General features: G+C 68.3%; 15 protein-coding genes. 13 read left to right on the top strand and 2 right to left on the bottom strand.

The features are described 5' to 3' along the window. A partial coding sequence (locus tag C664_RS19525) for a 5'-3' exonuclease (protein WP_004293095.1) occupies positions 1-914 on the bottom strand: 914 nt, incomplete at its 3' end. 85 nt (positions 915-999) lie between these two features. Here C664_RS19525 and C664_RS19530 point away from each other — a divergent pair. From C664_RS19530 to C664_RS19585, 12 genes are all read left to right on the top strand, one after another. Then, positions 1000-1725 carry a TIGR00730 family Rossman fold protein gene (locus C664_RS19530; protein WP_004293097.1) on the top strand — a complete coding sequence of 242 codons (726 nt, stop codon included), beginning with the start codon at positions 1000-1002 and terminating at the stop codon, positions 1723-1725. Positions 1726-1824: 99 nt separating this feature from the next. Further along, positions 1825-2145, top strand: a complete 321-nt coding sequence (locus C664_RS19535; protein ID WP_004293099.1) for a DUF2782 domain-containing protein — start codon at positions 1825-1827, stop codon at positions 2143-2145. After that, positions 2142-2681, top strand: coding sequence for a DNA-deoxyinosine glycosylase (locus tag C664_RS19540; protein ID WP_038012576.1), 540 nt, complete (start codon positions 2142-2144; stop codon positions 2679-2681). Before C664_RS19535 ends, C664_RS19540 begins: the two co-directional genes overlap by 4 nt. A gap of 39 nt (positions 2682-2720) precedes the next feature. After that, a complete protein-coding gene (locus C664_RS19545) occupies positions 2721-3674 on the top strand; it encodes a homoserine kinase (RefSeq protein WP_004293103.1) in 954 nt (317 codons plus the stop codon). Next, the gene (locus tag C664_RS19550; protein WP_004293104.1) at positions 3671-4483 is read left to right on the top strand and encodes a BPSS1780 family membrane protein; all 813 of its coding nucleotides are present in this window, start codon (positions 3671-3673) and stop codon (positions 4481-4483) included. Before C664_RS19545 ends, C664_RS19550 begins: the two co-directional genes overlap by 4 nt. Before the next feature lie 10 nt (positions 4484-4493). Next, on the top strand, positions 4494-5297 hold the full coding sequence (locus tag C664_RS19555; protein WP_004293106.1) for a BPSS1780 family membrane protein: 804 nt from the start codon (positions 4494-4496) through the stop codon (positions 5295-5297). Next, complete coding sequence (nadD, locus tag C664_RS19560) at positions 5281-5967, top strand: nicotinate-nucleotide adenylyltransferase (protein WP_004293109.1); 687 nt, start codon at positions 5281-5283, stop codon at positions 5965-5967. Before C664_RS19555 ends, nadD begins: the two co-directional genes overlap by 17 nt. Before the next feature lie 84 nt (positions 5968-6051). Continuing rightward, a complete protein-coding gene (gene rsfS / locus C664_RS19565) occupies positions 6052-6414 on the top strand; it encodes a ribosome silencing factor (protein ID WP_004293110.1) in 363 nt (120 codons plus the stop codon). 1 nt (position 6415) lies between these two features. Next, entirely contained in the window at positions 6416-6886 is a 471-nt protein-coding gene (gene rlmH, locus C664_RS19570) for a 23S rRNA (pseudouridine(1915)-N(3))-methyltransferase RlmH (protein ID WP_004293112.1), read from the top strand. Between the two features lie 24 nt (positions 6887-6910). Further along, on the top strand, positions 6911-7522 hold the full coding sequence (locus C664_RS19575) for a Maf family protein (protein WP_038012577.1): 612 nt from the start codon (positions 6911-6913) through the stop codon (positions 7520-7522). A gap of 84 nt (positions 7523-7606) precedes the next feature. Continuing rightward, complete coding sequence (gene rng / locus C664_RS19580) at positions 7607-9061, top strand: ribonuclease G (protein ID WP_004293116.1); 1455 nt, start codon at positions 7607-7609, stop codon at positions 9059-9061. A gap of 25 nt (positions 9062-9086) precedes the next feature. Next, positions 9087-10031, top strand: coding sequence for a prenyltransferase (locus C664_RS19585; RefSeq protein WP_004293117.1), 945 nt, complete (start codon positions 9087-9089; stop codon positions 10029-10031). Between the two features lie 38 nt (positions 10032-10069). Here C664_RS19585 and C664_RS19590 read toward each other — a convergent pair whose 3' ends face one another. Then, on the bottom strand, positions 10070-10693 hold the full coding sequence (locus tag C664_RS19590; protein ID WP_198291563.1) for a Crp/Fnr family transcriptional regulator: 624 nt from the start codon (positions 10691-10693) through the stop codon (positions 10070-10072). 206 nt (positions 10694-10899) lie between these two features. Here C664_RS19590 and cydP point away from each other — a divergent pair, with 206 nt between their 5' ends. Then, complete coding sequence (gene cydP, locus C664_RS19595; RefSeq protein ID WP_004293121.1) at positions 10900-11088, top strand: cytochrome oxidase putative small subunit CydP; 189 nt, start codon at positions 10900-10902, stop codon at positions 11086-11088. Positions 11089-11128: the final 40 nt, after the last annotated feature.

The raw sequence follows: 11128 nt of genomic DNA on the forward strand, positions 1-11128 counted from the left end.
AGCTCGGCCGGCTCGGCGGCGAAGCGGCGGCTGTCGGTCGCCGCCTTCGACGCCGCGACGCTCGCCGCGCCGCCATCCAGATCCTTCAGCCAGCCGCGAAACTCGAAGCGCTCGTACAGCGCACGCAGCGCCGCCTTGTCGTCCTCGCGTGCCGGCAGTTCGTCCAGCGCGACCGGCAGTTCAACGTCGGTCGCCACCGTCACCAGCTTCTTGCCCAGCGGCAGGAAATCCAGGTGCTTGCGCAGGTTCTCGCCGACCTTGCCGCCGACCTTGTCGGCATTGGCGACCAGATTGTCGAGGGTGCCGTACTCGGTGAGCCACTTCACCGCGGTCTTGGGACCGCACTTTTCCACGCCGGGCACGTTGTCCACCGTGTCGCCGACCAAGGCCAGGTAGTCGACGATGCGCTCCGGCGGCACGCCGAACTTCGCTTCCACGCCGGCCGCGTCCAGCACCTCCTCGCTCATGGTGTTGACCCAGCGCACCCCGGGACGCACGAGCTGGGTAAGGTCCTTGTCGCCGGTCGAGATCACGACTTCCCAGCCGCGCTCGAGCGCCTGGCGGGTCAGCGTGCCGATGACGTCGTCGGCCTCCACGCCTTCCACCGACAGCAGCGGCCAACCCTCGGCCTGCACCGCCTCGTGCAGCGGCGCGATCTGCGCGCGCAGGTCGTCGGGCATCGGCGGACGGTGCGACTTGTACTCGGGATACCAGTCGTCGCGGAAGGTCTTGCCCTTGGCGTCGAACACGCAAGCGCGGAATTCCGCCTTGTAGTCGCTTTCCAGCCGACGTAGCATCGAAAGCACTCCCCGGATCGCCCCCGTCGGCTCGCCCTGCGAATTGCGCAGGTCGGGCAGCGCATGGAAAGCGCGATAGAGATAGCTGGAGCCATCGACGAGCAGCAGGGTCGGCATCGTGAAAAATCCTTGCGGGGAAACCGCGTGGGCAAGGCCGCACTCAAACCGACATGGGCGCCCGACGCACAATCAAGAGAACAACATGACCGCGAAAGAAAAACTTCCCCGCAGCGTGCCCGACAGCACCGCACCGCGCTACAACGCGCGCGAGTCCTGGCGAATCTTCGGAATTATGGCAGAGTTCGTCGAGGCGACCGAACGCCTCGCCTCGATCCGCCCCGCCGTGTCGATCTTCGGCAGCGCACGCACGCCGCCCGACCACCAGTACTACATCCTCACCGAACAGATCGCCCGCCTGCTGTCCGATTCGGGCTTCGCCGTCATCTCGGGCGGCGGACCGGGCATCATGGAAGCGGCCAACAAGGGTGCCTATTTCGGCAAGAGTCCGTCGGTGGGCCTCAACATCCAGCTGCCGCTGGAGCAGAGCGCCAATCCCTACCAGGACATCTCGCAGACCTTCCAGCACTTCTTCGCGCGCAAGTTCATGTTCGTGAAGTTCGCCGCGGCCTATGTCGTGATGCCCGGCGGCTTCGGCACGCTCGACGAGCTGCTCGAGGCGATGACGCTGGTGCAGACGAAGAAGAGTCGCCGCATCCCGATCATCCTGGTGCATCGCCCGTTCTGGCAGGGCCTGCTCGACTGGCTGCGCGACCGCCTGGTCGCCGAAGGCATGATCAGCGCCGAGGACCTCGACCTGGTGCAGGTCATCGACAAGCCCGAGGAGGTCGTCGAGGCCATCTTCAAGCACTACGAACGCCGCGGTTTCCAGCCCCTGCCGGCCGAACACGAGATGATGCTGAACCTGTGAGCGCCGTCCCCCTTGCTGCCCCTCTGGCCGGCAGCGAGGCGCCGGCACAGCCTTGCACGGCTTAAACCGCTAGAATTACGGCATCTCCAGGAGAACACCATGCGCCGCACCCTGATCGCCCTCCTGCTGGCCGCCGCCGTCCCGGCTTTCGCCCAGCAGCCCCCTGCCCTCGAGCCCATCCCCGAGCCGCCGCCGATGCCGGCCGGCGCCGAGACCGACGAGCCCGAGGTCACCATCGTCCAGCGCGGCGAGGACACCGTCACCGAGTACCGCATCCGCGGCAAGCTCTACATGGTCAAGGTCACGCCGCCGCATGGCGTGCCCTACTACCTGATCGACAAGGAAGGCACCGGCCAGATGGTGCGCCACGATGGCGCGGCCGACCTCGCCGTGCCGATGTGGGTGATCAAGTCCTGGTGAGCACTCCGGTGCCGGCCCGCCTGCGCAGCTTCGCACCGGTCGCCCGCGCCGATGCGCGGGTGCTCGTGCTCGGCAGCATGCCGGGCGCCGCCTCGCTGGCGGCCCAGGAATACTATGCCCAACCGCGCAACGCGTTCTGGCCGATCATGGGCGTGCTGTTCGGCGCCGGCCCGGCCCTGCCGTACGCCGAGCGCCTGCAACGCCTGAATTCAGCCGGTATCGCGCTGTGGGACGTCATCGCCGCCTGCGAGCGCGACGGTAGCAAAGACAACGCGATCGCCCCCAACAGCATTGAGGCCAACGATTTCGCTGGCCTATTCCGCGACTGTCCGCACATTCGCCACGTCTTTTTCAACGGTGCCACCGCTGAAAAGGTGTTCCGCCGTTACGTCCAGAACCGCATCGGCACGCTCGAGCTGTTTTTGACCCGCCTGCCATCAACGAGCCCAACATACGCGTCACTCCACTTCGACGCGAAGCTCGCAGCCTGGCAGGCGGTGAGCTCCGCAGTCACGCTTTACAGAGCCGCTAGCTAGCCCCCTGTCCCGCTTTAACCGCACGCCCCCGGAGCCTGCATGTCCGTCTTCACCCCCGTTCCCGAACCCATCCTCGCCGACTGGCTGAAGGACTACGCCATCGGCCGGCTGGTGGAACTCAAGGGCATCTCCGCCGGCGTCCAGAACAGCAACTTCTTCGTCACCACCACGCTCGGCCGCTACGTGCTGACGCTGTTCGAAGACATGTCGCGCGCCGAGCTGCCCTACTACCTGCACCTGATGGCGCACCTCGCACGCCACGGCCTGCCCGTGCCCGGCCCGATCGCCAACCGCCACAACGAATACCTCGGCACGCTGCAGGAGCGCCCCGCCGCACTGGTCGTGCGCCTGTCGGGCGCCTCCGAGATGAACCCGGGCGTCGCGCACTGCGAAAAGGTCGGCGCCATGCTCGCCGGCCTGCACCTGGCCGGCCAGTCCTACGGCCGCCGCCAGGAGAACCCGCGCGGCGCGGGCTGGCGCAGCGCCACGGCCGCCGTCGTGCGGCCGTTCCTGCCCGCCGTCGAACAGGCCCTGCTCGACGCCGAACTCGCCTTCCAGGCCAGCGTGGACATCGAATCGCTACCCGCCGGCGCCATCCACGCCGACCTGTTCCGCGACAACGTGCTGTGGGACGACGACGATGGCACGCCGCGCATCGGCGGCGTCATCGACTTCTACTTCGCCGGCTACGACGCCCTGCTGTTCGACGTCGCCGTCACCGTCAACGACTGGTGCGCCCAGCCCGACGCGGCGCTCGATCCGCAACGCACCGCCGCCCTGCTCGAGGCCTATCACGCCGAACGCCCCTTCACCGACGCCGAGCGCGCCGCCTGGCCCGCCATGCTGCGCGCCGCCGCGCTGCGCTTCTGGCTGTCGCGCGCCGCCGACTTCCACCAGCCGCGCGCGGGCGAGATGGTGCTGGTGAAGGATCCCAACGAATACCGCGACATCCTGCGCCTGCGCGCCGCCTGCGTGCCGCCCCTGCCGCTATGAACACGCACCGGCGTCACCCGCCCCCGCCCGCCCCAGGCGACGTCGTCCCCGGCCACGCCCTGCAGTGGCTCGCCGACGGCTGGCGCCTGTTCTTGAAGGCGCCCGGCGTATGGGCCGTCCAGGCGCTGATCCTGTTCGTGATCCTTGCCGCGCTCGGTGTCCTGCCCTTCCTCGGCTGGGCCGCGGCGCCCATCGCCCTGCCGGTGCTGGTCGGCGGCATGCTCGCCGGCGCGCAGGCGCTCGACCGCGGCCAGGCGCTGCGCGTGGACCACCTGTTCGAGGGCATCCGCCGCCATGCCGGCAACCTGCTGCTGGTCGGCGTCTTCCACCTGCTCGGCGCGCTGCTGGCGGCGCTGATCGCCGCGGCCATCGGCGGCAGCGCAGTGCTCACCGGCATGGTCGTCGGCGCGGTGCCCGGCGCGGGCGTGGCGGCCGGCGGCATGATGCTCGGCGTGCTCGTGTTCACCGTGCTGTGGGCGCTGCTGATGATGGCGCTGTGGTTCGCCCCTGCGCTGGTCATGCTGCACGACGTCGCCCCGCTCGACGCCATGAAGCTGTCGGCGCGTGCCTGCATGCACAACCTGCTCGCCTTCCTCGTGCTCGCCACCCTGCTCTACGTGCTGGTGTGGGTGGCCATGATCCCTGCCGGGCTCGGCATGCTGGCGCTGATTCCGGTGATCGCCGGCGCGCTGTATGCGGCCTGGCGCGAGACCTTCGCGCCGGCACTGCCCGCCCTGCCGTCGCCGGACGCCCTCGTAGCCGACGCCCCCCCCGCACCGCCCCCCGGCGACGTGCCGCCCCAGACCTGAAGACCCACTCATGCAAGCAAACCAACTCCCCTCCCAACGCGGCTGGGCCTGGCTGCGCGAAGGCCTGCAGCTGTGGCGCCGCAACCCGGCGCTGCTCACCTTCGCTGCCTTCGGCTACCTGCTCACGCTGGTCGTGATCAGCATCGTGCCGCTCATCGGTCAGCTCGCCTCTTCGCTGATCATGCCGGCGCTGTCGGTCGGCGTGCTCAACGCCTGCCGCGCCATCGACGCAGGCCGCAAGGTCGGCCCCGACGTGCTGCTCTCGGGCTTTCGGACCAACCTGCAGGCGCTCGTCACCATCGGCGGCATCTACCTCATCGGCACCCTTGTCGTGCTGTTCCTGGTCGGACTGGTCGACGACGGCACGCTGGCGCAGGCAATGCGCAGCGGCGAGATCGACGAACAGGCCGCGGCCGACTCCAACCTCGGCTTCTCGCTGCTGGTGGCGCTGCTGCTGTCGACCCCGCTGATGATGGCCTACTGGTTCGCGCCGATGCTGGCCGCGTGGTGGAAGATACCGGCCCCCAAGGCGATGTTCTTCAGCTTCTACGCCTGCCTGCGCAACTGGCGGCCCTTCCTGGCCTACGCCGTGGGGCTGCTGCTGTTCGGCGCTTTCGTCCCCGGCCTCGTCATCGGCGTCCTCGGCCTGGTGTCGCCGACACTCGCCACACTGGCTTCCTTCCCGGTGCCGCTGATCCTGATCCCCGTGCTGTTCGCCAGCTTCTTCGCCAATGCCCGCGACGTGTTCGGCCTGCCCGAGGGCAAAGCCGCGCGCGTGCTGACCCCGCCCGACAACGATGCCACGCCCGACTGAGCAGCCGGACGGCAGCGGCCCGCTGGGCCTGGTCGGCGGCACCTTCGACCCGATCCACCTCGGCCACCTGCGGCTGGCCGAAGAGGCGCGCGAAGCACTTCGGCTGGCGCGCGTCCGCCTGATCCCCGCCGGCCAGCCACCCCACCGCGGCGAGCCCGGCAGCACCGCCGACGACCGGCTGGCGATGGCGCGGCTCGCCGCGGCCGGTAATCCCGGCTTCGAGATCGATGATGGCGAGGTCCGCAGCGAACGCAAGAGCTATACCGTGCTCACGCTCGAACGCCTGCGCGCCGAACTCGGTCCGCAGCGTCCGCTGGTGCTGATCCTCGGTGCCGACGCCTTCGAAGGCCTGCCGGCCTGGCACCGATGGCAGGAGATCTTCGGCCTGGCGCACATCGCCGTCGCCAACCGCCCCGGCTATTCGCCGCACGCCCGCCGCTGGCCGGCCACGCTGTCGCCGGCGCTCGCCGCCGCCTGCCAGGACCGCCACGCAGCGGACCCCACCGAGTTGCGCCACACCCCGGCCGGCCGCGTCCTGCCCTTCGACATGACCCCGCTGGCGATTTCGGCGTCGCTGATCCGCGACCTGATCGGTCACGGGCACAGCGCACGCTATTTGCTGCCCGATTCCGTTCTCGACTATATTGAAACGCATGGGCTTTACCGCTGAGGCGGTTACGAGCCCTTTTGTTTTTCACCGTATTCCCTGTTTTTTGTCCTCCCTCACCCAACCAACCGGACCTGCCCCCTCTTGATGGATACCCCCGCCCTGCAGCAGATCGTCGTTTCCGCCCTCGAAGACATCAAGGCGCGCGACATCGAAGTCATCGACACCTCGCGCCACACCCCGCTGTTCGACCGCATCATCGTCGCCAGCGCCGAGTCGAACCGCCAGACCCGCGCCCTCGCGCGCAACGTGCATGACAAGGTGCGCGAGGCCGGCGCCGACGTGATCAGCATCGAAGGCGAGGAAACCGGCGAGTGGGTGCTGGTCGACCTCGGCAGCATCGTCGTCCACATCATGCAGCCGGCGGTGCGCAGCTACTACCGGCTGGAAGAGCTGTGGAACACCACACCTGCCTCGCGCAAGCCGGCCCACGCCGCCGCGGGCGAGTGACTTGAAGCTGTTCGTCGTCGCCGTCGGCCATCGCATGCCCGCCTGGGTCGAGGCCGGCTTCGACGAGTTCGCGCGCCGCATGCCGCGCGAGCTGCCGCTGCAACTGGTCGAGGTGAAGGCCGAGCCGCGCACCAGCGGCAAGACGGTGGACGCGATGATGGCGGCCGAGGCCGCGCGTATCGAGGCGGCCCTGCCGCCGCGCTGCCGCCGCGTCATCCTCGACGAGCGCGGCGCCGACCTCTCCACCGTGGCGCTTTCGCGCCGGCTCGAGTCCTGGCAGGGCGAAGGCCAGGACGTCGCGCTGATCGTCGGCGGCCCCGACGGTCTGTCGCCCGGCTTCAAGGCCACGGCGCACGAGGCGGTCCGCCTCTCCAGCCTGACCCTGCCGCACGCCCTGGTGCGCCCGCTGCTGGCCGAGGCGCTGTATCGCGCGTGGACGGTGCTGCGCAATCACCCCTATCATCGCGAATAAATATTCCTTGCTGCCAACGCACCGATGAGCCTGCGCATCTACCTTGCCTCTAAGAGCCCACGCCGGCGTGAGTTGCTGCGCCAGATCGGCGTGCAGTTCGATGTCCTGACCTTCCGCGGCGGCGAGCGCGGCGAAGACCCGGACGTCGACGAGACGCCGATCCCCGGCGAAGCCGTCGAGCACTACGTCGAACGCTTGGCACTGACCAAGGCCGACGCCGGCGTGCGCCGCATCCATTGGCGCAAGATGCTGCGCCGCCCGGTGCTGGCGGCGGACACCACGCTCGAACTCGACGGCGAGATCATCGGCAAGCCGGTCGATGCCGCCGATGCCCAGGCCATCCTGCGCAGGCTGTCGGGTCGCAGCCACCGCGTGCTGACCGCACTGGCCGTCAGCGACGGGCAGCGCACCCGCAGCAGACTGGCGGTGAGCACGGTGAAGTTCCGCGAACTGTCCGACAGCGAGATCCGCCTGTATGTCGCCAGCGGCGAACCCATGGACAAGGCAGGCGCCTACGGCATCCAGGGCAAGGCGGCGATCTTCATCGAGGAGATCCACGGCAGCTACTCGGGAATCATGGGCCTGCCGCTGTTCGAAACCGCGCAACTGCTCGAAGGCTTCGGCTATTCTTTCTAGCCTGCGCGCGATGAGCCATGCGCAAGGGCGGCCCGCATCGCGAGACGGGTCGCCCTTGCGCATTTCCCATTGACGCAGGCTTTCATGAGCACCGAATTCCTCATCAACTTCACCCCGCAGGAGACGCGGGTCGCGATCATCGAGCAAGGCGTGGTGCAGGAGCTCCATGTCGAACGCACCGCCAGCCGCGGCATCGTCGGCAACGTGTATCTGGGCAAGGTGGTGCGCGTGCTGCCCGGCATGCAGTCGGCCTTCATCGACATCGGCCTCGAGCGCACCGCCTTCCTGCACGTGGCCGACATCTGGAGCGACCGCCAGAACGGCGAGCCGGCCCGGCCGATCGAGCGAATCCTGGCCGAGGGCCAGAGCCTGATGGTGCAGGTGCTGAAGGATCCGATCGGCACCAAGGGCGCGCGCCTGTCGACACAGATCAGTCTGGCCGGCCGGCTGCTGGTTTATCTGCCGCAGGAAAAGCACATCGGCATCTCGCAGCGTATCGAGGACGAGGCCGAGCGCGAGGCCCTGCGCGGCCGCCTGACGGCGCTGGTGCCCGAGGACGAAGCCGGCGGCTTCATCGTGCGCACGATGGCGGAGTCCGCGTCGGACGAGGAGCTCGCGGCCGACATCGGGTATCTGCGCAAGCTATGGCGCGAGGTCCAGAACAGCAGCACCGGGCTGCTGCCGCCCCAGTTGCTGCACGAAGACCTCAGCCTCGGCCAGCGCGCGCTGCGCGACATCGCCAACGAGGAGACCGCGCGCATCCGGGTCGACTCGCGGGAGAACTACCAGAAGCTCACCGCGTTCGCGCAGGAATACACCCCCAAGGTGCTGCCGCTGCTCGAGCACTACAGCGGCGAGCGGCCGCTGTTCGAGCTCTACAACGTCGAGGAGGAGATCCAGAAGGCGCTGGCACGGCGCGTGGACCTCAAGTCCGGCGGCTACCTCATCATCGACCAGACCGAGGCGATGACCACCGTCGACGTGAATACCGGCGGCTTCGTCGGTGCGCGCAACTTCGACGACACCATCTTCAAGACCAACCTCGAAGCCACCCAGACCATCGCCCGCCAGCTGCGGCTGCGCAACCTGGGCGGCATCATCATCATCGACTTCATCGACATGGAGAACGCCGAGCACCGCGAGATGGTGCTGGACGAGTTCCGCAAGGCCTTGTCGCGCGACCACACCAAGATGAGCATCAACGGCTTCACCGCGCTGGGCCTGGTCGAGATGACGAGGAAGCGCACGCGTGAATCGCTGGCGCACCTGCTGTGCGAGCCCTGTCCCACCTGTGGTGGTCGCGGCGAGGTGAAAACTGCGCGCACCGTGGCCTACGAGGTGCTGCGCGAGCTGCTGCGCGAGGCGCGCCAGTTCAACGCCCGCGAGTTCCGCGTGCTCGCCGCGCCGGACGTGATCGACCTCTTCCTCGACGAGGAGAGCCAGTCGCTCGCGATGCTGTCGGATTTCATCGACAAGAAGATCTCGCTGCACGCCGAGGCCAGCTACACGCAGGAACAGTACGACATCGTGCTGCTGTAAGCGCCCCGGCCCCGGATCCGTCTCCATGCCCGCCCAGAAACCGGCCGAGCCGCAACCCGACACGTTCGGCAGCCCGCTGGGCCGCTACTTCGCCGCCACCCGCCCGGCCTTCCTGTCGGTGACGCTGGTCGCCTGCCTGATCGGGCTCGCCTCGGCCTGGCGCGGCGGTCTTGCGCCGGACCCGGCCACCGCCGTGGTGACGGTGCTGTTCGCACTCGTCGCGCATGCGGCCGGCAACGTCATCAACGACTATCACGACGCCGTGAGCGGAGCCGACGACGCCAACACCGAGCGTCTGTTTCCGTTCACCGGTGGCAGCCGCTTCATCCAGAACGGCGTACTAGGCCTGCGCCAGACCGCCCTGCTCGGCTACGGCCTGCTGGCGGCGGTGGTGCCCGCGGGGCTATGGTTGAGCTGGCAGGCCGGACCGGGCCTGGTGCTGATCGGGCTGGCGGGCCTGGTGCTGGGCTGGGCGTACTCGGCGCCACCGCTCAAGCTCGTCAGCCGCGGTCTGGGCGAGCTGGTGATCGCCGCCTGCTGGCTGCTGGTGGTGGTCGGCACGGATTACGTGCAGCGCGGCGCCTTCGATGCACTGCCCTTCGTCGCCGGCCTGTCTTACGCGTTGCTGGTAGCCAACCTGCTGTTCATCAACCAGTTTCCCGACCATGCCGGCGACGCGGCAGCCGGCAAGCGCACCCTGGTCGTGCTGCTCGGCCCCCAGGTGGCGAAATGGGGCTACCTGCTGATCGCGATCCTCGCCTACGGCTGGCTCGTGGCGATGGTCGGCAACGAAACCCTGCCGCAGAAGACCGCCGCTGCGGCGATGACGCTGGTCCTGTCCTTCTCCGCCGGACGCGACTTGCTGGAATACGCCTCGGAGCCGGCGGAACTCGTGCCCGCGATCAGGCGCACCATCCTCGCGACCAACCTCCACGGCCTGATTCTCGCCGGCGCACTGGCGTTCGGCTGAGCGTCACGGCGCCCGCGAGCGCTTGCCGGAAGCCGCAGTCACCGGCCTGACGCGTCGTCTTCCTTCTCCATCGCAGACAGCCCGCCCGAAAGTCCGGGCAAGCCCTCGCCCCGAAGCTGCTTGATCGTGCGTGAAACGGTTTCGATCGTCAGGCCCGTGATCTCCGCAATATCCCGGAGACGGGGCAGGACCTGGCCGGCCCGGGCACGCCGGCCGACGACGCCAGAACTCATGATCGAGAACAGGCGGGCGACGCGCTCGGTGGCGCGTCCGGTACGCAGCGCCAGAATGTCGGCGAAGCGCTGCTCTGCGCGCGCGAGCGCCTTCAACAAACCCTCGTGTCCGGGACGCTCGCCGTACTCGTTCCACGGAATGAGCGTGCAATCGGAAAGTGCGCGCGCCGTGAAGGTATAGCGTTCGAGCAACAGCGTTTCGGCGCCGATGATGTCCCCGACGACGGCAAGGCTGGCAAGGGCGTCGTGACCGTCTCCATCCAGCCCACGGTCTAGACGGACCGTCCCGGCGACCACCCGCCACGCGCCACCCTTCTCTCCCGCCTGATAGATGGAAAAACCGCGCGGGAAATGCCTGGGCGTGTTCACGACCAGGTCCGAAAGATCCCCGTCCATCCCAAACCCGTCGGATCCGCTGAATTCCACCATCCTGCGCTGCTCCATACCACGGCGAGGCTCGAGCGGCCTCACGAGGGACGAGATTCTCCGCGTATCGCCCGTTTAGGCAAGGCCATTCACACGAACAGCCGCGCGATCTGTCCCGAATTTGATCCGTATCAAACAACTGGCCGCGGTGCTTCGTGCGGACGAAACTACCTCGCCTCCACCACCCGTGAATCAGCCCCATGCCCCTTATGGAACGCGGCCTGTTGCGTCATCTGACCCTCGCCATCGTGATCAAGCTCGTGCTGATCACCGCGCTGTGGTGGGCGTTCATCCGTGACGCGAAGGTGGCGGTCGACGCCGGCGCGATGGCCGCGCAGGTGCTCGCCCCGGCCAGCAAAAAACAACACACGACATCTGGAGAAACCCATGGTCAGTGAGCAACTCGTCGACCTGTCGCGGCTGCAGTTCGCCGCCACG

It is taken from the genome of Thauera sp. 63, from assembly GCF_000310165.2.
GTDB lineage: Bacteria > Pseudomonadota > Gammaproteobacteria > Burkholderiales > Rhodocyclaceae > Thauera > Thauera humireducens.

Coding starts and splice junctions, on each gene's coding strand:
- C664_RS19530 (WP_004293097.1), top strand. CDS start 1,000: ATGACCGCGAAAGAAAAACTTCCCCGCAGCGTGCCCGACAGCACCGCA.
- C664_RS19535 (WP_004293099.1), top strand. CDS start 1,825: ATGCGCCGCACCCTGATCGCCCTCCTGCTGGCCGCCGCCGTCCCGGCT.
- C664_RS19545 (WP_004293103.1), top strand. CDS start 2,721: ATGTCCGTCTTCACCCCCGTTCCCGAACCCATCCTCGCCGACTGGCTG.
- C664_RS19550 (WP_004293104.1), top strand. CDS start 3,671: ATGAACACGCACCGGCGTCACCCGCCCCCGCCCGCCCCAGGCGACGTC.
- C664_RS19555 (WP_004293106.1), top strand. CDS start 4,494: ATGCAAGCAAACCAACTCCCCTCCCAACGCGGCTGGGCCTGGCTGCGC.
- nadD (WP_004293109.1), top strand. CDS start 5,281: ATGCCACGCCCGACTGAGCAGCCGGACGGCAGCGGCCCGCTGGGCCTG.
- rsfS (WP_004293110.1), top strand. CDS start 6,052: ATGGATACCCCCGCCCTGCAGCAGATCGTCGTTTCCGCCCTCGAAGAC.
- C664_RS19575 (WP_038012577.1), top strand. CDS start 6,911: ATGAGCCTGCGCATCTACCTTGCCTCTAAGAGCCCACGCCGGCGTGAG.
- rng (WP_004293116.1), top strand. CDS start 7,607: ATGAGCACCGAATTCCTCATCAACTTCACCCCGCAGGAGACGCGGGTC.
- C664_RS19585 (WP_004293117.1), top strand. CDS start 9,087: ATGCCCGCCCAGAAACCGGCCGAGCCGCAACCCGACACGTTCGGCAGC.
- C664_RS19590 (WP_198291563.1), bottom strand. CDS start 10,693: ATGGTGGAATTCAGCGGATCCGACGGGTTTGGGATGGACGGGGATCTT.
- cydP (WP_004293121.1), top strand. CDS start 10,900: ATGGAACGCGGCCTGTTGCGTCATCTGACCCTCGCCATCGTGATCAAG.